This is a genomic window from Sphingobium sp. D43FB, assembly GCF_002312805.1.
In the GTDB taxonomy this organism is placed as follows: Bacteria; Pseudomonadota; Alphaproteobacteria; order Sphingomonadales; family Sphingomonadaceae; genus Sphingobium.
In genome coordinates this window covers 71929-93480 of sequence record NZ_NMUA01000009.1, presented here as the reverse complement: position 1 = coordinate 93480, position 21552 = coordinate 71929, and the positions used below count along the sequence as shown (strand labels likewise).

The following is a 21552-nucleotide window of genomic DNA, read 5'->3' as shown; positions in this document are numbered from 1 at the left end:
GCGTTCAACCCGCCTTGCGGACGCCGTCGAACAGCGCAAGCGCGTCGATATTGAAGCCTTCGACCCGGCGATAGGGACCGATGAAGCGCAGGCAGTCGGTCGAAAGGCGCAAGGGCCAATGCGCGCCCGTCTGGTCGTGCAAAGCCAGGGTGGCCATTTGGGGATCGGATCGCTCTCGACGCATGACAGCCGAAATAATCGGCAAAGATTAACAAGATGCTTGTGACCCATCTTTACGATCGTCCGACAGGGCACTTTGTTGCAATATCGCAACTATCCGCGTGCATAACCTTATTTTTGGGCGACCGGGGTGCAACAGTTGCGTATAAAGATGGTTAACGGGCGCGGTCGAGTGAACCGCCGATTGCATCCGGCTTACCGGCCTGTTTTGTTGAGACCCAACGAAAAATCGGGGGCGCACATGATTGATTCAGGACAATTTAATTCCGCGAGCGAAACAGGGGCGAAACCGATGGCCGCCGAGAGGAATATGGTTACCGAAGACGCTGCGGAACGGGCGCTTGTAGAGGATATTGCGCGCTCCACCCTGTTCGACCTGGGGCAGATCGATGTGCGGTGGGACGCGGAATTGGGGACTTTGTGGGCGTTCATGACGCCGCTCGAACGGCCCAATTCCAACCTGTCCCTGATTCGCGATACGATGTCCTGGCAACGCGAGAGCCGCCGCCTGTTCGAAGACAAGGGCGGGATGCTGAAATTCATGGTGTTGGGGTCGCGCTTTCCCGGCGTGTTCAATCTGGGCGGCGATCTGGAGATGTTCGCCGAATGCATCCAGCGCCGCGACCGCGACACGCTGCTGCGCTATGGTATCGCCTGTTGCGAGATCGTCGATCGCATCTGGCACTGCAACGACATGAACATCATCAATATCGGGTTGGCGCAGGGGGACGCGCTGGGCGGCGGGCTGGAAGCGCTGATGTGCTTCGACGTCATCATCGCCGAGCGGCAGGCCCGCTTTGGCCTGCCCGAAGTGTTGTTCGGCCTGTTCCCCGGCATGGGCGCCTATTCCATCCTGTCGCGCCGGGTCGGCCCGGTGCTGGCGCGCCAAATGATTACCGATGGGCGGGTCTATAGCGCCGAGGAAATGTTCGACATGGGCATCGTCACCCAGGTCGTCGAAGAAGGCGAAGGCGAAGCCGCGACCATCGCCTGGATCAAGGATCACCGGGCGCATCATGCCGGTTATGTCGGCATCAATCGCGCCGGGCGGCGGGTCAATCCGATGACGCTGGATGAACTGACCGATATTGTAACCACCTGGACCGACACGGCACTGGCCCTGTCGGACCGTGACCTGCGGATGATGCGGCGATTGGCGGCGGCGCAGACCCGTCTGCGCTGAGCGACGGCGGTTCAGGCGAGGCGGCGACGACGGATGGCCGGGTCGGGTCTTTCCTCGCCATGGAGCGGCCCCGCCTCGATCAGTTCGATGATCCGTTCATGGATGACCGGGCGGCTGAACAAATAGCCCTGAACATTGGTGAAGCCAGCTTCGCGCGCGTGGGCGAGTTGGTCCTGCGTCTCGATCCCTTCGGCGACCGTGTCCATCGACAGGTCGCGTGCGAGATTGCCGATCGCGCGGACGATGGCGCGATCTTCGGCGTTGGCGCTGGTCCCCGCCATGAAGCTCTGGTCGATCTTGAGCGTGTCGAACCGGTAAGAGCGCAGATAGGAGAGCGAGGAATAGCCGGTGCCGAAATCGTCAAGCGCCAGACGCAGGCCGATACGTTGGAGTTCGCGCAGGATCGTGCTGGTCTGGCCGCTATCATCGAGGAAGATGGATTCGGTGACTTCCAGTTCGAGCCGACGGGCGGGCAAGCCAGTTTCCAGCAGGGCGGCGATGACATTGCCGGGCAGGTCGTGCGATTTGAGCGAGGCCGGCGAGATGTTGATGGCCACGCGCACGTCGCCGGGCCAGGCCGCCGCGGCGATGCAGGCCTGACGCAGCACCCAGCCGGTCAAGGCTTCGATCAGGCCCATGCTTTCGGCGATGGGGATGAATTCGGACGGGGGGATGGCCCCCAGCACGGGATGATTCCAGCGGATGAGCGCTTCGCAGGCGTCGATATCGCCGCCATCCAGCGCCACGATCGGCTGGAACATCAGTTTCAGTTCGTCGCCATCCAGCGCGCGGCGCAGGCCCGTCTCGATCTCATGGATGCGGTTGAACCGTTCCTTGAGCGACCAGTTGAAGCTGGATGCCCGGTTGCGCCCCGCTCCTTTCGCTTCATAGAGCGCGAGGTCGGCATGTTGCATCAGTTCGTCCATGTCGCGGCCATCCTGGGGCGCGACGGCATAGCCGATCGAGGCCGTGACCTGGAGATGATGGTCGGACAGGTCGAAGCCATGGGCGAAATAGGCGATGATTTCCTGCGCGATCGCCGCTGCGGTCACGCGGTCGGTATCGGGACAGATGATGACGAATTCGTCGCCGCCGAAACGGGCGATCCGGCCCCGCCCCTGCACCACGTCGGCCAAACGTTCCGCGACGGCGCGCAGCAGCCGGTCGCCGACCATATGGCCGAGCGAATCGTTGATCTCCTTGAACCGGTCGACATCCATCCACAGGATGGCGACGGCATCGGCGTGCTTTTCGGTGGTTTCGAAAATTTCGCGCAGGCGCATCTGCATCGCCATGCGGTTTTCAAGGCCGGTCAGATTGTCGTAGCGTGCGAGCCGCTCGAATTTCTCGGCCAGTAGCGACTTGTCGCGCTTGCCGATCAGCGCCTGGACGACGATTCGGTGCGTGGTCGAACTGATTTCAGCGAGGCCCAATATCATCGCGACCATCGCGATGGACAGAACCCGGTAACCGGTCGAACCCTCCAGCCACAGGCCGAGTGCGGTTGGCAGCAATGCGAGGCAGACCTGACCGATGGCGATCTGCACCCGCCCGGCGTTGCGCCCCGAAATGCCGCCGGCATAGCCGGTCGCCATCGACACGCTGAGCATATGGGTGATCGGATTGGACGATCCGATCAAGGTGACGAATCCCATGAGGCCGAGCAGCCCGGAATAGGCCCAGGCGCCCAATTCATAGGCGAGTTCCCAGTTGCGCGATGCGACGGCGGTGCCGCGCACCAACTGGCGATGAAAGAAGATGGCGGAAAAAACGCGCAGCGCCGCGACGATGCATAGGGTGGCGACGACGGCATGGATGGCGAGGCCATCGGATATGCTGCTGATGACGAGGCCGACAGCCGTTCCGGTCGCCGCGCCGATGGTCAGCGATGCGGGCGACGCATAGAGGGTTTCGACCAGGCTCCGCCGCACATCGGCATCCTGTTCCGAAGAGAGCGCTTTGCGCTTTTCCAGCAATGTCCTCAAAGCGCCCAAATGGCCGGTCTCCGGTTCCTGCCCCCTCATCGCAGTTTCCCTTTATTTTTTCGTTAACCGCAAGATCGCAGCCAACTGGCGCGTTTGCGCGCAGACGCCTATGCCGGTGACCTGACTGTCGTGGACCGGGGGAGCATCGCCATATCTGCTCAATTGCTCATCGCCCTCGCCTATGTCGCCCTGCTGTTCGGGGGGACGGCGTTCGCGCATGTGCATCGCCATCGGCTGCGCCAATCGCGATGGCGCATCCATGCCTACACGCTGGCGCTGGGGGTCTATTGCACCAGCTGGACCTATTTCGGTGCTGTGGGCACGGCGGCGACCGGGGGCTGGAGCTATCTGCCGATCTATCTGGGACCGATCCTGCTGATGATCGCGGGCGGGCCGTTCCTGCGCCGACTGAACGCCGAGGTGCAGGAGGATGGCGCTACGTCCATTTCCGACTTCATCGGATCGCGCTTTGGCAAGAGCCGCACGGTGGCGGCGCTGGTGACGCTGATCCTGCTGTTCGGGACCATTCCCTATATCGCGCTGCAATTGCGGTCGGTGTCGCTGAGTTTCGCGCTGGTATCGGGGATCACCCAACGGACCGCGCCGCTGGCCGTGGCGGCGGCGGCCCTGGCGCTGTTCGCCATCGCCTTTGGTGCGCGGCGCTATCAGGTGGCGGGGCAGAATGAGGCGATATTGTTCGCCGTCGCGTTCGAATCGCTGTTCAAGCTGGTCGCGTTGCTGTTGGTTGCGGGGCTGGCGGTCTGGCTGTTGTGGACCGCCCCTGTCGATCGGATCGCCGATGGCATGGCGACCTTTCGCAGCGGATTTGCGCCCGCCCGGCTGGACGTGAATTTCGCCGTCACCACTTTGTTGTCGGTGCTGACGATCATCTGCCTGCCCCGACATTTCTTCATCAGTGTCACGGAATCGCGCACGCCCGACGATATATTAACGGCGCGGTGGGGCTTCGTCGCCTATCTGTTGGTGACGGTGCTGGCGGTCCTGCCGATCGCTGCGGCAGGCATAGCGCTGGTCGGCCAAGGGGCGACGCCCGACCTGTTCGTGCTGAGCCTGCCGCAGGATTTCGGCTATCGCGGCCTGGCCTTGCTCGTCTTTCTGGGTGGCGTGTCAGCAGCGCTGGCGATGGTGGTCACCGAAATTGTCGCAATTTCGAGCATGATCTCCAATGATCTGTTCGCGCCGGTGCTGTTGCGGCGATCGACCGAAGATTCCCATTTGGGCGAGCGGTTGTTGTGGATACGGCGCGGCGCGATCATCGCGTTGATCGGCGCGGCGGTGCTCTATGCGCTGGCGCTGCCGTCCACCACGCAATTGGCCTCGGTCGGCCTGGTCGCCTTCGTCGCGATCGCCCAATGCGCGCCTGCGCTGATCTGCGCCGTCTATCGGCCGCATAATGATCCGCTGGCGGGCAAGGCGGGGCTGCTGACTGGCTTTGCGCTGTGGTTCGTCATTCTATTCCTGCCCGCAATCGGCAGCGAGACGATCACTCCGCCCGCCTGGCGCGGCATCAGCGCAGTGACGGCCGGAACGCTCATCAGCCTGGGCGGCAATTTGCTGGCGTTCCTGTTGGTGTCGGTGCGGAGCGTCGGGACGGTACGGTTGGTCCGGCAACGCGGCATCGCGCCGGTCACGACGATGGCGGCGCTGGGTGATCTCGTAACCCGCTTCGTCGGCGCGGAGGCGATGATCGAGGCGTTCGGCGCGACCGAAGGCAGTGATGCGCCGATCGATCGGGCCAGCGCGCGCGCGGCCGAGCGCTTGATCAGCAGTGTGGTCGGGGCGTCGTCGGCACGGGCCATCATGGCGTCGGCCATTTCCGGCCAGGGCATGGGCTTTGCGCAGATTGCCAAGGTGCTGGACGCATCGGGGCAATCGCTGCATTTTTCGCAAGGTCTGCTGGCGGCGACGCTGGAAAATATCGATGTGGGCGTCAGCGTGGTCGATCGCGACCTGCGGCTGGTGGCGTGGAACAGCCGCTATCTCGACCTGTTCGACTATCCCCCCGGCCTGATCCGGGGCGGCGTGCCGGTCGCCGATCTGATCCGCTTCAACGCCGAGCGCGGCGATTGCGGTCCGGGCGAAGTGGAGGATCATGTCGCCCGGCGGCTGGCGCATATGCGCAGCCGTCGCCAGCATGCGTTCGAGCGACATCGCGCCGATGGCCGCTGGATCAAGACGGTGGGCGGGCCGATGCCCGATGGCGGCTATGTCATGTCCTTCACCGACATCACGGTCGAAGCGCAGGCGCGGGCAGCGACCGAGACGGCGCGGCGCGACCTGGAGCAAGCGGTGGCGGCGCGGACAGCGGAGCTGAGCGAAGTCAATGTGAAGCTCGCGGCGGCGATGGCGGACAAGACCCGCTTCCTGGCGGCGGCGAGCCACGACCTGCTGCAACCGCTCCATGCCGCGATGCTATTTTCGTCAGCCTTGCGGCGGCGACTGGGGGAGCCGGAGCGGGCGATGCTATCGCGGCTCGATCGATCGATCGAGGGGGCGAACGACCTGTTGCGCGCCTTGCTCGACATATCGAAGCTGGATGCGGGCGGGGTAAAGCCGCAGCCGACCCGCTTTGCCGTGCGGCCGATGCTGGCTGATCTTGCCGAGAGTTTTCAGCCGCTGGCCGCGGAAAAGGGACTTTTGTTGCGGGTTGGTCCGGGGGATGGTTGGGTCGAGACGGATCGGAGCCTATTGCGGTCGATCGTCCAGAATTTCCTGTCCAACGCCATCCGTTATACCGACCAGGGCCGCATCCTCGTTGCCGTGCGACGGCGGGGTGCGGCGGTGCGCATCGAGATATGGGATAGCGGGATCGGCATTGCGCCCGACAAGCTGGCGCTGATCTTCCGCGAGTTCGAGCGGCTGGGTCAGGGGAGCGAGAGCGGCATCGGGCTGGGGCTGGCGATCGTGGAGCGATCGGCCGCTTTGATCGGCGGGACAGTGGCGGTACGATCCTGGCCCGGCAAGGGGAGTTGCTTTGCGATCAGCCTGCCGCTGGCGGAAGCGTCGCCGGTAGCGGCGGCAACCGTAGCGGCGGCGGTGCTAGCGCCGACGACAGGCCTGCGCCTGTTGGTCGTGGACGATGACCCGGCCAATCGCGCGGCGATGCAGGCGGCTTTGGAAAGCATGGGACATGACTGTGTGGTGGCGGCGACGGAAAGCGAGGCGTTGGCGGCCAGCGGGCCATTTGATGGCGCTTTGGTTGATTTCGCGCTGGGCACGGCGCGCGATGGCATCGACTTGATCGACGCGCTGCGCGATCGGTCGCCGGGGCTCGCGGTAGCGCTGGTGACGGCCGAGCGTAGCGAAGCGATGCTGGCGCGCCTCGCCGAACGGGATATTCCGTTGCTCGCCAAGCCTTTGGCGGCGGCGGTGCTGGAACACTGGATCGCAGACGTGGCGCGGCGCGGCGCTGGTGGGTCAGCGGTTCCCTAATCCCAGCGCGCGAGCCGCGAGCGCCGCCTGGGTGCGGTTCTGGACGCCGAGTTTGGCGAGGACCGTCGTCATGTGCGACTTGATCGTGGATTCGGCGACCCCCAGTTCCCAGGCGATCTGCTTGTTGAGTTGGCCGTCCAGCACGCCGAGCAGGACGCGCAATTGGGTCGGCGTCAGCGAGGCGACCTTGCCGGCCATCTCATCCACCTCATCGGGCATCAGGGGCGCGACGGCGGGGGTTTCACCCGCCAAGGCGGCGGCGATGGCGTCTTCGATGACGCTTAGATCCTGATCCTTGCCGATGAAGCCGACCGCGCCATAGCGGCGCGCTTCGGCGGCGGCGATCTGCGCGTCGGCGCTGGAAATGACGAGGATGGGGACCGAGGGGCGTTCGGCATGGAGCAGCGCCACGCCGGAAAAGCCCGCCGATCCCGGCATTTTAAGGTCGAGCAGGATGAGCAGCAAGTCGCTGGCGGCTGTGGCGGTTTCCACCGCGCGGTCGAGCGTCGCCGCCTCCATGATGCGCGCGTCGGGCGCGACGTTGGAGGCCGCCATGACCAAAGCCTGACGGAAGAGCGGATGATCGTCTGCCACCAAGATGGTGCCTATTGCCGTTGGCTTATCCTTCCCTCTCCGCCGCCATCCTGCCCTGCATTGGGCAGCGATGCAAATAGGGGTTGTCCCCTAGCCCGGCAAGCGGCTCAGGCCGCTGCCATCTGGCTGTCGGCGATCAGCGCTTCGACCACCGACGGGTCGGCGAGGGTCGAAATGTCGCCCAGCGCATCGGTCTCGCCCTCGGCGATCTTGCGCAGGATGCGGCGCATGATCTTGCCCGATCGGGTCTTGGGCAGGCCGGGGGCGAACTGGATGATGTCGGGCGTGGCGATCGGGCCGATCTCGCTGCGGACCCAGGCGACGAGTTGCTTGCGTAGCTCTTCGGACGGCTCCTCATGCGCGTTGAGCGTCACATAGGCGTAGATGCCCTGCCCCTTGATCGGGTGCGGCATGCCGACCACGGCGGCTTCGGCGACCTTGGCATGGGCGACCAAAGCGCTTTCGACTTCGGCGGTGCCCATGCGGTGGCCCGACACGTTGATGACGTCATCGACCCGGCCGGTGATCCAATAATAGCCATCGGCATCGCGGCGGGCACCGTCACCGGTGAAATAGCGGCCGGGATAGGTGGTGAAATAGGTCTGGAAGAAACGCTCATGGTCGCCATAGACGGTGCGCATCTGGCCGGGCCAGCTTTTGGCGATGCACAGATTGCCCTCGGTCGCGCCGTCCAGTTCCTTGCCATCGGCGTCGACCAGCAGGGGGTGGACGCCGAACAACGGCTTGGTCGCAGAGCCGGGTTTGAGGTCCGTCGCACCGGGCAGCGGCGCGATCAGGATGCCGCCCGTCTCGGTCTGCCACCAGGTATCGACGATCGGGCAGCGGCCTTCGCCGACGACGCGATGATACCATTGCCAGGCTTCGGGGTTGATCGGCTCGCCGACGCTGCCCAGGATACGCAGCGACGCGCGGCTGGTCGCCTGCACGAAGGCATCGCCCTCGCGCATCAGGGCGCGCAGAGCGGTGGGGGCGGTGTAGAAGATCGCGACGTTCCATTTGTCGCAGACCTGCCAGAAGCGGCTATGATCGGGATAGTTGGGCACGCCTTCGAACATCAGCGTGGTCGCGCCGTTGGCGAGCGGGCCGTAGACGACATAGCTGTGGCCCGTGACCCAGCCGATGTCGGCGGTACACCAATAGACTTCGCCGGGCCGGTAATCGAACACCTGCGCATGGGTCATCGCCGCCCAGAGCAGATAGCCGCCGGTGCTGTGGAGAACGCCCTTGGGGGTGCCGGTCGAGCCGGAGGTGTAGAGGATGAACAGCGGGTCTTCCGCGCCCATCGCTTCGGCCGGGCAATCCAACGCGGCGGCATCGCGGGCTGGGCCGTAGAAGAGGTCACGCCCCTCCACCATCGGCACGTCCGCGCCGGTGCGCTGGACGACGATGACGGTTTCGACTGAGGTGCAATGGGCGAGTGCCGCATCGACATTGGCCTTCAAGGGCACAGCCTTGCCACCGCGCAGTCCTTCGTCGGCGGTGATGACCAGGCGGGAGTCGCAGTCGCGGATGCGGCTGGCGAGGCTGTCGGGCGAGAAGCCGCCGAAGACGATCGAATGGACCGCGCCGATGCGGGTGCAGGCCAGCATGGCGAAGGCGGCTTCGGGGATCATCGGCAGATAGAGCGTCACCCGGTCACCGCGACGGACCCCCTGCGCTTTGAGCACATTGGCGAAGCGGCAGACTTCCTCGTGGAGTTGGTGGTAGGTGATGACCCGGCTTTCGCTCGGATTATCGCCTTCCCAGATGATCGCGGGCTGGTCGCCCCGTTCGGCGAGATGCCGGTCGATGCAGTTGGCCGCAACGTTGAGCTGGCCGTCGGCGAACCAGCTTATGCCGAAATCAGCCTCATCGAAGCTGCTTTCATCCACCTTGGTAAAGGGCGTGATCCAGTCGAGCCGCTGCGCCTGATCGCGCCAGAAGGCATCGGGATCGGCCAGCGCCTGCGCATGCATCCGGGCGGCGTCCGCGGCAGTGACCCGCGCATCGGCGGCGAGAGACGCGGGAACGGGATAGAGGGATTCGCTCATGGTTTTGGCCTCTCCAAACTCTTTCGCACTAGCCTAACGAAGCCAGACCCATGCAGCATCCTCGACCAAAGTTGGAGGGACTTGCGACCATGGTCCGCCTTATCCTCCCCCTGCCCCGACCCGCATGATGCAAGCATGGCCGGATCGCCACACCCCTTCGCAGAAAGGGGCGACCGGCGGGGAGAGGATGAATGATGACGAATAGCGCATTCATAAATCTGAGGCGTGGGATTGCGATGGGCGCGATGGCGGTGGCTATCGTCAACGCCCCTGGTGCCATGGCGCAGACGGCGCGCGAGGCCGAGCTGGAAGCGCGGCTCAACCAGCTGGAAGCCGCCGTATCAGCGCTGCGCAGCGAGTTGACGCAGGCGCGCGCCGAACAACAGACATCGACGCAGATCGCGCAGAAGGCCGACAGCCGGGTGGCCGCGCTGGAAGCCAAGCCAGCGTCAGACGGCTTCAAGGTCGGGGCCACCACCTTCAAGCTGGGCGGTTTCGTCAAGGTCGTCGGCAGCGCGACGCGCTATGACGATGGCGCGGTGCCGGGCGGATCGCTGGGCAAGGAATTCTACCTGCCACAACAAATTCCGGTGGGTGGTCAGAGCAGCCGCGACATCATCGGCCATGCGCGCCAGACGCGGCTGTCGTTCAGCACCTCCACGCCGCTGGGCGGCAAGGAGATTAAGAGCGTGGTCGAGTTCGACTTCGCACTGGCGGCCGCGCCGCTGGGCGCGCAGCGGGCGACCAACCCCTATACGCCGACCTTCCGCCGGGGCTTCATCAGCTATGGCAACTGGCTGATCGGGCAGGAATGGACGACCTTCCAGAATCCCGGCCATCTGCCCGAAACCACGGATTTCGTGGGGCCGATGGACGGCGCGATCTTCGTGCGGCAGATGATGGTCCAATATAAGCAGCCGCTGGGCGGCGGCTTCGACCTCTATCTGGCGGCGGAAAATCCGCAGACCGAGACTGAGACGACGACCGCCCCTGCCCTGGTCGACAATGACCAGGATCGCATCCCCGACCTGGTCGCCAAGCTCGCCTATAAGGGCGCGATCGGCGAACTGCATGTCGCCGGGCTGGTGCGGCAATTGTCGGTGCGCAACAATGGCGTCGGCGACACGGCGATGGGCTGGGGCATCACGACGGGCGGCAAGATTCCGTTCGGGCCGGACGGGCGGCATGACCTGCGCTTCCTGGCCACCTATGGCCATGGCATGGGCCGCTACTTCACGGTCGGCTATGCGCCCGACGCCATCTATGACAGCGCCATCGGCAACCAGTTGCATGTGCTCGACAATGTCGCTGGCTTTGCGGCGCTCAAGCTTGGCTGGACGCCGACGATCCGGTCGACCTTCATGGTCGGATACCAGCATGCCGACTATCCCGGCGGCATCCTGCTGCCGGATCTGGCCAACAAGGCGGCCTACAGCCTGGCCGGCAACCTGTTCTGGTCGCCGGTCAAGAATCTGGATTTCGGGATCGAATATCGTCATGCTCAGCGGGAAGTCGTCAGTGGCCTGAAGGGCCAGATGGACCGTGTCGAGATGGCCGCGAAATATACTTTTTAAGGGAGAGGGCAGATGGCGACAACATATGACGACGGCCAGCCAAAGCGCAGCGTGACGGGGCAGAATGAGAAGCTCGTCATTGCCGCGTCATCGCTGGGCACGGTGTTCGAATGGTATGACTTCTATCTTTACGGCCTGCTGGCGACCTATATCTCGGCGCAATTCTTCTCCGGCGTGAACGAGACGACCGGGTTCATCTTTGCCCTCGCCGCCTTTGCCGCCGGTTTTGCGGTGCGGCCGTTCGGCGCGATCGTGTTCGGGCGGATCGGCGACATGGTCGGGCGCAAGAATACGTTTCTGGTCACCATGGGCATTATGGGCCTGTCGACCTTCGCGGTCGGCATCCTGCCCAACTATGCCAGCATCGGCGTGGCAGCGCCGGTCATCCTGCTGGTCCTGCGTCTGGCCCAAGGCCTGGCACTGGGTGGCGAATATGGCGGGGCGGCAACCTATGTCGCCGAACATGCGCCGGAGGGCAAACGCGGCCTCTATACCAGCTGGATTCAGACCACGGCGACCTTCGGGCTGTTCGCCGCGCTGCTGGTGGTCATCGGCTTCCGCTTCGCGCTGGGTGAGGAAGCCTTCGCCGCCTGGGGCTGGCGCCTGCCGTTCCTGATCTCGATCTTCCTGCTCGGCGTGTCGATGTGGATCCGCCTGCAGCTCAACGAAAGCCCCGTCTTCCAGAAGATGAAGGACGAAGGCACCACGTCGAAGGCACCGCTGACCGAAGCGTTCGGCAAATGGGGCAATCTGCGCTGGGTCATCATCGCGCTGCTGGGTGCGGTCATGGGTCAGGCGGTGGTCTGGTATGCCGGGCAATTCTATGCGCTGTTCTTCCTGGAAAAGACGTTGCGGGTGGATGGGGCGACGGCCAATATCCTGATCGCCATCGCGCTGGCGCTGGCTACCCCCTTCTTCGTCTTCTTCGGCTGGCTGTCCGACAAGATCGGCCGCAAGCCGATTATCCTTGGCGGTTGTGCGCTTGCAGCGATGACCTACTTCCCGCTGTTCGGGGCACTGACCAATGCGGCCAACCCGGCGCTGGCCGCGGCGCAGACCTCCGCGCCTGTGACGATCGTCGCCTATAAGCCCGAATGTTCGTTCCAGTTCGATCCGGTCGGCAAGAACAAGTTCGACACATCGAGCTGCGACGTCGCCAAGACCTATATGGCCAAGACCGGGGTCAGCTATGACAATGTCGAAGCCGCTGCAGGCACGCCTGCGGTGGTCAGGATCGGCAGCGTCAGCCTGACCGCGCCCGATGCCGCCACGCTGGCGGGGCCGGACAAGAAAGCGGCGATCGCGGCCTATCAGGCGCAGTTGCAGGCAGGACTGGTCGATGCGGGCTATCCGGCCAAGGCGGACACCGCGAAGATCAACAAGGTCGCGGTCGTGGCGATCCTGTGGGCGCTCGCGATGCTGGTGACGATGGTCTATGGGCCGATCGCGGCGATGCTGGTGGAACTCTTCCCCAGCCGCATCCGCTACACGTCAATGTCGCTGCCCTATCATATCGGCAATGGCTGGTTCGGCGGCTTCCTGCCAACGACGGCCTTCGCCATGGTCGCGGCGACAGGGAACATCTATTACGGTCTATGGTATCCGGTGGTCGTCGCAGCGGCGACAGTGGTCATCGGCTTGCTGTTCCTGCCGGAGACGTTCAAGCGCAATATCGACGACTAAGTACAGCGACCCGTACAATGGTTGAGAGGGCGGCCGCCAATAGGAGGCCGCCCTTATTTTATGTCTCGTACAATCCACCCGACTAATGTCGAATGGCCTTTCCTATAGCGTTGCCGCATGATTATTTCCAACATGGGAGAGGATATCATGGCGCAGGCCTATTTCGACGCACAGATGCGCAGTCAGGACGATCGCGAAGCCTATTGGCTGGACGCGGCGCAGGCGATCGAGTGGCAGGTGCCGCCGGTGCGCGCCTGGACCGAGGGCGAAGGCTGGTTTGCGGGCGGCCTGATGAACACATGCCATAATGCGGTCGACCGCCATGTCGCGGCGGGGCGCGGCGACGATCTGGCGCTGATCTACGAAAGCCCGGTGACTGACACGCGCCTGACCTTCACCTTTGCGCAGTTGCAGGAAGAGGTGGCGCGCACCGCTGGCATGATCGCGGACCAGGGCGTCGGCAAGGGCGACCGGGTCATCCTCTATATGCCGATGGTGCCGCAGGCTGTGATCGCGATGCTGGCCTGCGCCCGGATCGGCGCGATTCATTCGGTGGTGTTCGGCGGGTTCGCCGCGCCTGAACTTGCCAAGCGGATCGACGATGCGACGCCCGCCTTGCTGATGACGGCATCCTGCGGGATCGAGGGCATCAAGGTCATCCCGTACAAGCCCCTGGTGGACAAGGCGCTGCAGATGGCGACCCACCGGATCGAACGCGTCATCCTGCTGCAACGGCCGCAGGCGATCGCGCCCATGCAGGAGGGCCGTGACCTCGATTGGGCCGACACGCTGGCCGACGCGGAGCCGGTCGATTGCGTGCCGGTGGAGGCGACTCATCCGCTCTATATTCTCTATACGTCGGGCACGACCGGCACGCCCAAGGGCGTGGTGCGGCAAAATGGCGGCCATGCGGTGGCGATCGCCTGGAGCATGGCGCATATCTATGGCATCCGTCCGGGCGAGGTTTTCTGGGCGGCGTCCGATGTCGGCTGGGTCGTGGGGCATAGCTATATCGCCTATGGGCCGTTGCTGGCTGGCGCGACGACATTGTTGTTCGAAGGCAAGCCGGTGGGCACGCCGGACGCGGGCACATTTTGGCGGACCATTGTCCGCAACGATGTCCGCATCTTCTTCACCGCGCCGACCGCGATCCGTGCGGTGCGCAAGGAAGACCCGGAGGGCGACTATATCCGCCAGATCGGCACGGGTAATTTGCGCGCGCTGTTCCTGGCGGGCGAGCGGGCGGACCCGGACACGATCCATTGGGCCGAAGCGCAACTCAACCTGCCGGTGATCGACCATTGGTGGCAGACGGAACTCGGCTGGCCCGCGCTTGCGACCTGTTTCGGCCTGGGCGATACGCGGCGCAAGGCAGGCAGCGCGGGCTTTCCTGTGCCGGGCTATGGCTTTCGCGTGGTGGACGATGGCGGCGTGGACGTTGCACCCGGCGAGACGGGCAATGTGGTCATGACGCTGCCGCTGCCGCCGGGCTGCTATGCCGGGCTGTGGAACAATGAAGCGGGCTTCGCCAAGGCCTTTGCCGGTTTCCCCGGCCATTATGAGACGGGCGATGCGGGCCATGTCGATGCCGACGGCTTCGTCAACATCATGGGGCGCACCGACGACATCATCAATGTCGCGGGCCACCGCCTGTCGACCGGGCAGATGGAGCAGATCGTCGCCTGTCATCCGCTGGTGTCCGAATGCGCGGTGATCGGCGTGGACGATGCGTTGAAAGGCATGGTGCCGATGGCCTTCGTCGTCGCGCGGACAGGCGAGTGGGACGCGGCGGCGCTGGGGGCCGAGATCATCAAGGCGGTGCGCGACGAACTGGGGCCGGTGGCGGCTCTGAAGGATGTGCATGTCGTCGGTGCCCTGCCCAAGACGCGGTCGGGCAAGATTTTGCGCGCGGCGCTGCGTCAGGTCGCGGCGGGCGAGCGGATCGCCATGCCCGCGACCATCGAAAGCCCGGCGGCGCTGGAGGCGATCATGGCGATATTCGCGAAGGTGGAGTGAGGGCGGCAGTGGCGGCGGTCAGACTGACTGACCCGCCGCCCAGCCGCTGGCCCAGGCCCATTGGAAATTATAGCCGCCAAGCCAGCCGGTGACGTCCACCGCTTCGCCGATGGCATAGAGGCCGGGCATTTTGGTCGCTTCCATCGTGCGGGATGACAGGCCAGCGGTGGCGATGCCGCCGACGGTGACTTCGGCCTTAGCATAGCCCTCCGTCCCGGTCGGGGCGAAGGGCCAGTCGTGGAGGCGGGCACCCAATTGCCGCAGCGCTTTGTCGGAGAGGTTGCCCATTTCGCCTTCAAGCCCGACCCGCTCCAGCAACGCGTCGGCGAGCCTCTCGGTCAGCGCCTGCGCGACCACCTTGCGTAAGGAAGCGCGGGGGCGGTCGCGCTTTGCCTGGATTAGCCAGTCGGCATCGAGGTCGGGCAGGAAATCGACCTGAATGGGGGTGCGGTGCTGCCAATAGCTGCTGATCTGAAGCATGGCCGGACCCGACAGGCCGCGATGGGTGAAGAGCGCTGCCTCGCGAAAGCGGGTCTTGTTCCAGCGCACCTCGACCGGAGCGGAGACGCCCGACAATGCCTGAAACAGCGCGTCTTCTTCGCCCAGCGTGAAGGGGACGAGCGCGGGGCGTGGCTGGACGATGGCGAGGCCGAAGTGCCGCGCGACATCATAGGCAAAGCCGGTCGCCCCCATTTTGGGGATGGACGGCCCGCCGGTCGCCAGCACCAAGGCGGGCGCGCGATGTTCTACCGCGCCCAGCATGACCCGGTAGAGGCCGTCGCCATGGGCCACGTCACCCACCGGCTGCGCCAGTGCCATGGTGACGCCACCGATGGCACATTCCTCTTCCAGCATCGCGACGATCTGCTTGGCCGAGCCGTCGCAGAATAATTGCCCCAGCGTCTTTTCATGCCAGGCGATGCCATAGCGATCGACAAGCGCGATGAAATCCTGCGCGCTATAGCGGCCCAGCGCCGATTTGGCGAAATGGGGGTTGGCGGACAGATAGCGGTCGGCGGCGGTGTGGATGTTGGTGAAGTTGCAGCGGCCGCCGCCGGAAATGAGGATTTTCTTGCCCGGCTGATCGGCATGATCGACCAGGAGCACGCGCTTGCCCCGCTGGCCCGCTGTCGCCGCGCACATCATCCCCGCCGCGCCTGCGCCCAGGATGATCGCGTCCCAATCCGCCATTATCGGCCCCGCTTGAGGCGCACCAGCGCCTCGTCCAGCGCGGAGAGGAAGCGCGATCGGTCGGCCTTGCCGAAGGGGGGTGGCCCGCCGATCTGATCGCCGCCTGCACGCAGATCCGCCATGATCGCGCGGGTGGCGATGGCCGCGCCGATGGAACTATGGGTGAAGGGCTTGCCGTTGGACGAAATTACGACCGCGCCAGCCTTCAGGCAGCGATCGGCGAGCAGGATGTCGGCGGTGATGCAGACGGTCCCCGCGTCGGCGCGCTCGGCGATCCAGTCATCCGCCGCATCGAAGCCGTCGCTGACCACCACCCGGTCAAGCAGGTCGTGCGCGGGGATGCGGATCGGGCTGTTGCTGACGATCGTGACCGGCACTTCATGGCGAAAGGCGACCTTGTAGATCTCCTCCTTGACGGGGCAAGCATCGGCATCGACCAGAATCTTCATGGAAGGCGCGATAAGCCGCCGGGCGAGGCGAGACAATGGTCGCCACGCTAATTTCGAAGGACGCTATTCCCCGCCTTCACCCCGCGACGATCCTGTCCTACATGGGGCGGGATGAGCGCTCCCCTGTATAACAAAGATATATTGCGGCTTGCCGCCAGCATCCCGCATCATGCCCGCTTGCCCGAACCGCAGGCGAGCGTGGAGAAAAGGTCGCCGACCTGTGGGTCGCGCATTGTGGTCGATGTGGCAATGGCGGATGGGCGGTTGGCGCAGATGGGGTTGGACGTGAAGGCCTGCGCGTTGGGGCAGGCGTCGGCGTCGCTGATGGCGGCGCAGGCGATCGGGATGAGCGCGGATGAACTCGCCGAGGCGCGCGACAAGCTGACCGCTTATCTGTCGGGTGCGAGCGAGGATCTGGATTTTTGGCCGGGCCTTGCGGTGCTGGCCCCGGCGCGCGGCTATCCGGCGCGCCATGCGTCCATTCGGCTGGGCTTTGAAGCGATTGCCGAAGCGGCGCGGATGGCGGACGCCTGATGCAGAGCGTGCCTGCCCCCCTGCCCGTTCCGGTCAGCGCCACCGACATGCTATTGTCGGAAGGCGTCATCCTGCTGGGGGCGGCCGTGCTGTTCGTCCTGCTGTTCCGCCGGTTCGGGCTGGGTGCGGTGTTGGGCTATCTGGTGGCGGGTGCGCTCGTCGGGCCGCAAGGGCTGGGGCTGGTCGGCGGTGGCGAATCGAAGCTGGCGATTGCTGAAATCGGCATCGTGCTGCTGCTCTTCCTCGTCGGCCTGGAACTGCATCCGGCGCGGCTGTGGCGGTTGAAGCGCGACATTTTTGCGCTGGGGCTGGCGCAGGTGGTGTTGTGCGGTTGCGTACTGACGGCGATCATCTTCTATTCCACCGGCTTCACCTGGGGCGCGGCGATCGCGCTTGGTCTGCCGCTGGCGCTGTCGTCCACGGCGCAGGTGTTGCCGGGGTTGAAATCCAGCGGCCGGATCAACTCGCCCTTTGGTGAGAAAGCCTTTTCGATCCTGCTGTTTCAGGATCTGTCGATCGTGCCGCTGATCACGATCATCGCCGCGCTGTCGCGCAATCCGGCCGATGCCGCCGGGCCGCCGGGCTGGGTGTTGGCGGGCTATACGGTCGCGGCGATTGCGGGCCTCGTGCTAGCGGGGCGATTCATCCTGCGGCCGTTGCTGGGGCTGGTCGGGCGGCTCGGCGAGCGCGAATTGTTCGTGGTGGTCGGGCTGTTTACCGTGCTGGCCGCGGCGGCGCTGATGCACAGCCTGCATCTGTCGACCGCGCTGGGGGCGTTCGTGGCGGGCGTGATGCTGGCCGATTCGCCCTATCGGCATGAGATAGAGGCCGATGTCGAACCCTTCCGCTCGATCCTGCTGGGCCTCTTCTTCCTGGCGGTCGGCATGGTGTTGGACCTCAAGACCGTCGCCGCCAATCCGGTGTTCGTCATCGGCATGGCGCTGATTTTGGTGGCGACCAAGGCGGCGATCATCGCTGGCCTTGCGCGATTGTTCGGCATGGATTGGCGACCGGCGTTGGGCGCGGGGCTGCTCTTGTCGCAGGGCGGCGAATTCGGTTTCGTGCTATTTGCGCAGGCGCAGAGCGCAATGCTGATCGCGCCCGAAGCGTCGAGCCTGTTCAGCGCGATCGTCACCTTCTCCATGGCGACGACGCCGTTCCTGATGCTGTTCGCCCGCCGGTTCGAATTCGCCGCGTCGCGCGATGGGGCTGACTTGCCCGGCCCGGACGAGGCACCGCGCGGCACCGCGATCATCGTCGGCTATGGCCGTTTTGGCCAAACCGTGGCGCAGATGTTGATCGGCCATGGCTTTGCCGTCGTGTCGATCGACAAGAAGCCCGCGCAGATCGAAGTGTCGCAGCGGTTCGACACGAAAGTCTATTATGGCGATGGCACGCGCATCGACCTGCTCCATCGCGCGGGTGCCGACGATGCCCGACTGATCGCCTTCTGCATTGACGACCCTTCGCTCGACAGCCGCGCGCTGCAGCCGATCGCCGAGGCCTTTCCGCAGGCCGCGCTGATGGTGCGGGCGTTCGACCGCAGGCAATTGCTGGCGTTGCAGAATATGGACCTCGCCGGTGTGGTGCGCGAAGTCTATGAATCGGCGATCTGCATGGGGGTGCAGGCGATGCAGGCGCTGGGCGTGCCTGACGAGGAAGTCGAGGAGGTCGAGCGCCAATATCGCGCCAATGACGAACAAAGGCTGGCATTGCAGATCGAGCATGGTGATCTGATCGCGGCCAAGGATCTGATCTACCGCCCCGGCAAGGGGATGCGGCTGCTGACGCGCGGCGATGGAGAAAAGACATGATTGCTGTTTTGGCGGCCCTGTCCGCGGCGCTCGCCATTGGCGCGGGCGCGTTCGGCGCGCATGGGGTGAGCGATCCCAAGGCCGTCGAATGGCTGCGCACCGGTGGCACCTATCAATTGATCCATGCCGTCGCGGCGATCGCGATCATGGGCGTCGCGCGCGGGGCGGCGGTGCTGCTGCTGATCGGCGCGGCAATCTTTGCGTTGACGCTCTATGCCATGGCGCTGGGCGCGCCGCGCTGGCTGGGGGCGATCACGCCGATCGGCGGCGTGCTGATGATCGGCGGCTGGCTATGGGCGGCATGGCAGTTCGGGCAGCGCTGACAGCCTGCCCTTGCCCCCGGCCCCGCCCCGGCCTAGATTGGTCCGATGGCCGACCATAAACATCATCATATTGAGCCGACCGGCACCAAATTGGCCGACGCCGCGCGCCGCACGCTGGAAGCCCAGAGCGAACAGTGGACGCCGATGCGCGCCGCCATTTTCGATGCGCTGTCGGCCGAGGAAAAGCCCGCATCCGCCTATGACATTGCCGATACGGTGTCGAAGGCGCGGGGCAAGCGGGTGGCGCCCAACAGCGTCTATCGCATCCTCGACCTGTTCGTGACGAACAATATCGCGATGCGGGTGGAGAGCGCCAACGCCTATATCGCCAACGCCCATCCCGGCTGTCATCACGACTGCATCTTCCTGGTGTGCCGCACCTGCAAGCAGGCAACCCATTTGGATGACGACAAGGTGACCAATCAGGTCCGTGCCGTCGCCGAGCAGGAAGGTTTCAAGCCCGAACGACCGGTCATCGAGATATTGGGCACCTGCGCGAAATGCGCGGCGTGACCACGGCTTCGCGCCGTTCGCCCACCCGCTCCAGCGCCTATATGAGTCTATCCCTTTCATGAATGATCGCCCGCAAACGCCGTTGCTCGACCAGGTTATCTGGCCTTCCGATCTGCGCACCCTGAAGCCCGAACAATTGCGGCAGCTGGCCGATGAATTGCGGCAGGAAGTGATTTCCGCCGTGGGTGTGACGGGCGGCCATCTAGGGTCGGGGCTGGGCGTGGTGGAACTGACCACGGCGATCCATTATGTGTTCGACACGCCGCGCGACAAGCTGGTGTGGGATGTCGGCCACCAATGCTATCCGCACAAGATATTGACCGGGCGGCGCGACCGCATCCGCACCTTGCGCCAGGGCGGCGGGTTGTCGGGCTTCACCAAGCGGGCCGAATCCGACTATGATCCGTTCGGCGCGGCGCATAGCTCGACCTCGATCAGCGCGGCGCTGGGCTTTGCCATCGCCAACCAGATGCAGGACCGGCCGGGCAAGGGCATCGCCGTTATCGGCGACGGCGCGATGTCGGCGGGCATGGCCTATGAGGCGATGAACAATGCGCAGGCGGCGGGCAATCGCCTGGTCGTCATCCTCAACGACAATGACATGTCGATCGCGCCGCCGGTTGGCGGCCTTTCGGGCTATCTCGCGCGGCTGGTGTCGAGCCGGGAGTTTCTGGGCCTGCGCGATCTCGCCAAGAAGCTGGCGCGCAAGCTGCCCCGGCCGCTGCATAATGCGGCGCGCAAGACCGACGAGTTTGCGCGCGGCATGGCGATGGGCGGCACACTGTTCGAGGAACTGGGCTTCTATTATGTCGGGCCGGTCGATGGCCATAATCTGGACCAGTTGATCCCGGTGCTGGAAAATGTGCGCGACGCGGCCGAGGGGCCATGCCTGGTCCATGTCGTGACGAAAAAGGGCAAGGGCTATGCCCCGGCCGAAGCTGCCGACGACAAATATCATGGCGTGCAGAAATTCGACGTGGTGACGGGCACGCAGGCGAAGGCTCCGCCCGGCCCGCCAAGCTATACCAATGTCTTTGCTCAGGCGCTGATAGCCGAGGCGCAGCGCGACCCGAAGCTGTGTGCGATTACCGCGGCCATGCCGTCGGGCACCGGCCTCGACAAATTCGCCCTCGCCTTCCCCGATCGCATCTTCGACGTGGGTATTGCCGAGCAACATGCGGTGACCTTCGCAGCGGGGCTGGCGGCGGAGGGGATGCGACCCTTCTGCGCCATTTATTCGACCTTCCTGCAGCGCGCCTATGACCAGGTGGTGCATGATGTCGCGATCCAGAACCTGCCGGTGCGCTTTGCGATCGACCGCGCCGGGCTGGTCGGTGCGGATGGATCGACCCATGCGGGCAGTTTCGACGTCACCTACCTCGCCACCCTGCCCAATATGGTGGTGATGGCGGCGGCGGATGAGGCAGAGTTGGTGCATATGACGCATACCGCCGCGATGCATGATAGCGGCCCGATCGCGCTGCGCTATCCGCGCGGCAACGGGACCGGGGTAGCGGTGCCGCAGACGCCCGAACGGCTGGAAATCGGCAAGGGCCGGATCATGCGCGAAGGGCGGCAGGTTGCGATCCTCTCGCTCGGCACGCGGTTGGAGGAAGCGCTCAAGGCGGCCGAGGTGCTGGAGGCCAAGGGGCTGTCCACCACCGTTGCCGACCTGCGCTTTGCCAAGCCGCTCGATGAAGCGATGATCCGCCGGTTGCTGGCGACCCATGAGGTTGCCGTGACGATCGAGGAAGGCGCGATCGGCGGCCTTGGCGCGCATGTGCTGACGCTGGCGAGCGACCTGGGGCTGACCGATGCGGGGCTGAAGATCCGCACGCTGCGTTTGCCCGATATTTTCCAGGATCAGGACAAGCCGGAAAAACAATATGCCGATGCGCGGCTGGATGCCGATGCGATCATTGACACGGTGTTGACCGCGTTGCGGCATAATAGTGCGGGTATTGGCACGGAAGCGCGGGCTTAACGCCCGCGCCATAGCTTCCATGAAA

The 21552-nt window shown here is 64.8% G+C and carries 16 protein-coding genes; 10 read left to right on the top strand and 6 right to left on the bottom strand.

The window, feature by feature from the left end; translation table 11 throughout:
* Positions 1-4 precede the first annotated feature (4 nt).
* The gene (locus SxD43FB_RS09995) at positions 5-157 is read right to left on the bottom strand and encodes a hypothetical protein (RefSeq protein WP_255245661.1); all 153 of its coding nucleotides are present in this window, start codon (positions 155-157) and stop codon (positions 5-7) included.
* A 315-nt stretch (positions 158-472) separates the two neighbouring features.
* Between SxD43FB_RS09995 and SxD43FB_RS09990 the strand changes: the two genes are divergently transcribed.
* Entirely contained in the window at positions 473-1363 is an 891-nt protein-coding gene (locus SxD43FB_RS09990; RefSeq protein ID WP_255245660.1) for a crotonase/enoyl-CoA hydratase family protein, read from the top strand.
* Positions 1364-1374: 11 nt separating this feature from the next.
* Here SxD43FB_RS09990 and SxD43FB_RS09985 read toward each other — a convergent pair whose 3' ends face one another.
* On the bottom strand, positions 1375-3387 hold the full coding sequence (locus SxD43FB_RS09985; protein WP_096062037.1) for an EAL domain-containing protein: 2013 nt from the start codon (positions 3385-3387) through the stop codon (positions 1375-1377).
* 54 nt (positions 3388-3441) lie between these two features.
* Here SxD43FB_RS09985 and SxD43FB_RS09980 point away from each other — a divergent pair, with 54 nt between their 5' ends.
* On the top strand, positions 3442-6801 hold the full coding sequence (locus SxD43FB_RS09980) for a PAS domain-containing hybrid sensor histidine kinase/response regulator (protein ID WP_255245659.1): 3360 nt from the start codon (positions 3442-3444) through the stop codon (positions 6799-6801).
* Here SxD43FB_RS09980 and SxD43FB_RS09975 read toward each other — a convergent pair.
* Together SxD43FB_RS09975 and acs are read right to left on the bottom strand one after the other, a co-directional pair.
* The gene (locus tag SxD43FB_RS09975) at positions 6787-7398 is read right to left on the bottom strand and encodes a response regulator transcription factor (RefSeq protein WP_255245658.1); all 612 of its coding nucleotides are present in this window, start codon (positions 7396-7398) and stop codon (positions 6787-6789) included. The two genes, SxD43FB_RS09980 and SxD43FB_RS09975, sit on opposite strands and share 15 nt — an antisense overlap.
* Before the next feature lie 104 nt (positions 7399-7502).
* Complete coding sequence (gene acs, locus SxD43FB_RS09970; protein WP_096062035.1) at positions 7503-9446, bottom strand: acetate--CoA ligase; 1944 nt, start codon at positions 9444-9446, stop codon at positions 7503-7505.
* A gap of 191 nt (positions 9447-9637) precedes the next feature.
* Between acs and SxD43FB_RS09965 the strand changes: the two genes are divergently transcribed.
* The 3 genes from SxD43FB_RS09965 to SxD43FB_RS09955 all read left to right on the top strand — a co-directional run bounded on the left by SxD43FB_RS09965 (position 9638) and on the right by SxD43FB_RS09955 (position 14719).
* Complete coding sequence (locus tag SxD43FB_RS09965; protein WP_255245657.1) at positions 9638-11020, top strand: DcaP family trimeric outer membrane transporter; 1383 nt, start codon at positions 9638-9640, stop codon at positions 11018-11020.
* A gap of 12 nt (positions 11021-11032) precedes the next feature.
* The gene (locus tag SxD43FB_RS09960; protein WP_096062033.1) at positions 11033-12703 is read left to right on the top strand and encodes an MFS transporter; all 1671 of its coding nucleotides are present in this window, start codon (positions 11033-11035) and stop codon (positions 12701-12703) included.
* Positions 12704-12850: 147 nt separating this feature from the next.
* Complete coding sequence (locus SxD43FB_RS09955) at positions 12851-14719, top strand: AMP-binding protein (protein WP_096062088.1); 1869 nt, start codon at positions 12851-12853, stop codon at positions 14717-14719.
* Positions 14720-14737: 18 nt separating this feature from the next.
* Here SxD43FB_RS09955 and SxD43FB_RS09950 read toward each other — a convergent pair whose 3' ends face one another.
* Entirely contained in the window at positions 14738-15910 is a 1173-nt protein-coding gene (locus tag SxD43FB_RS09950; RefSeq protein ID WP_096062032.1) for an NAD(P)/FAD-dependent oxidoreductase, read from the bottom strand.
* Positions 15910-16359: a YaiI/YqxD family protein gene (locus SxD43FB_RS09945; RefSeq protein ID WP_096062031.1), complete on the bottom strand. Its 450-nt coding sequence runs from the start codon at positions 16357-16359 to the stop codon at positions 15910-15912. The genes SxD43FB_RS09950 and SxD43FB_RS09945 overlap by 1 nt, the downstream gene beginning before the upstream one ends.
* 111 nt (positions 16360-16470) lie before the next feature.
* Here SxD43FB_RS09945 and SxD43FB_RS09940 point away from each other — a divergent pair, with 111 nt between their 5' ends.
* Genes SxD43FB_RS09940 through dxs form a run of 5 tightly spaced genes read left to right on the top strand, consistent with a single transcriptional unit; the run spans position 16471 to position 21527 of the window.
* Complete coding sequence (locus SxD43FB_RS09940) at positions 16471-16893, top strand: iron-sulfur cluster assembly scaffold protein (RefSeq protein ID WP_037475175.1); 423 nt, start codon at positions 16471-16473, stop codon at positions 16891-16893.
* Entirely contained in the window at positions 16893-18707 is a 1815-nt protein-coding gene (locus SxD43FB_RS09935) for a cation:proton antiporter (protein ID WP_069064877.1), read from the top strand. The genes SxD43FB_RS09940 and SxD43FB_RS09935 overlap by 1 nt, the downstream gene beginning before the upstream one ends.
* Complete coding sequence (locus SxD43FB_RS09930) at positions 18704-19030, top strand: DUF423 domain-containing protein (protein ID WP_069064878.1); 327 nt, start codon at positions 18704-18706, stop codon at positions 19028-19030. The genes SxD43FB_RS09935 and SxD43FB_RS09930 overlap by 4 nt, the downstream gene beginning before the upstream one ends.
* A 45-nt stretch (positions 19031-19075) precedes the next feature.
* A complete protein-coding gene (locus tag SxD43FB_RS09925; RefSeq protein ID WP_096062030.1) occupies positions 19076-19543 on the top strand; it encodes a transcriptional repressor in 468 nt (155 codons plus the stop codon).
* Positions 19544-19601: 58 nt separating this feature from the next.
* Positions 19602-21527: a 1-deoxy-D-xylulose-5-phosphate synthase gene (gene dxs / locus SxD43FB_RS09920; RefSeq protein WP_096062029.1), complete on the top strand. Its 1926-nt coding sequence runs from the start codon at positions 19602-19604 to the stop codon at positions 21525-21527.
* The last annotated feature ends 25 nt before the right edge of the window (positions 21528-21552 follow it).

What these genes read in the sequence shown, in the direction of transcription:
- SxD43FB_RS09940 (WP_037475175.1), top strand. Translation starts at nt 16,471, where the DNA reads ATGAGCGCTCCCCTGTATAACAAAGATATATTGCGGCTTGCCGCCAGC.
- SxD43FB_RS09925 (WP_096062030.1), top strand. Translation starts at nt 19,076, where the DNA reads ATGGCCGACCATAAACATCATCATATTGAGCCGACCGGCACCAAATTG.
- dxs (WP_096062029.1), top strand. Translation starts at nt 19,602, where the DNA reads ATGAATGATCGCCCGCAAACGCCGTTGCTCGACCAGGTTATCTGGCCT.
- SxD43FB_RS09985 (WP_096062037.1), bottom strand. Translation starts at nt 3,387, where the DNA reads ATGAGGGGGCAGGAACCGGAGACCGGCCATTTGGGCGCTTTGAGGACA.
- SxD43FB_RS09995 (WP_255245661.1), bottom strand. Translation starts at nt 157, where the DNA reads ATGGCCACCCTGGCTTTGCACGACCAGACGGGCGCGCATTGGCCCTTG.
- SxD43FB_RS09935 (WP_069064877.1), top strand. Translation starts at nt 16,893, where the DNA reads ATGCAGAGCGTGCCTGCCCCCCTGCCCGTTCCGGTCAGCGCCACCGAC.
- SxD43FB_RS09955 (WP_096062088.1), top strand. Translation starts at nt 12,851, where the DNA reads ATGGCGCAGGCCTATTTCGACGCACAGATGCGCAGTCAGGACGATCGC.
- SxD43FB_RS09950 (WP_096062032.1), bottom strand. Translation starts at nt 15,910, where the DNA reads ATGGCGGATTGGGACGCGATCATCCTGGGCGCAGGCGCGGCGGGGATG.
- SxD43FB_RS09945 (WP_096062031.1), bottom strand. Translation starts at nt 16,359, where the DNA reads ATGAAGATTCTGGTCGATGCCGATGCTTGCCCCGTCAAGGAGGAGATC.
- acs (WP_096062035.1), bottom strand. Translation starts at nt 9,446, where the DNA reads ATGAGCGAATCCCTCTATCCCGTTCCCGCGTCTCTCGCCGCCGATGCG.
- SxD43FB_RS09990 (WP_255245660.1), top strand. Translation starts at nt 473, where the DNA reads ATGGCCGCCGAGAGGAATATGGTTACCGAAGACGCTGCGGAACGGGCG.
- SxD43FB_RS09965 (WP_255245657.1), top strand. Translation starts at nt 9,638, where the DNA reads ATGATGACGAATAGCGCATTCATAAATCTGAGGCGTGGGATTGCGATG.
- SxD43FB_RS09960 (WP_096062033.1), top strand. Translation starts at nt 11,033, where the DNA reads ATGGCGACAACATATGACGACGGCCAGCCAAAGCGCAGCGTGACGGGG.
- SxD43FB_RS09930 (WP_069064878.1), top strand. Translation starts at nt 18,704, where the DNA reads ATGATTGCTGTTTTGGCGGCCCTGTCCGCGGCGCTCGCCATTGGCGCG.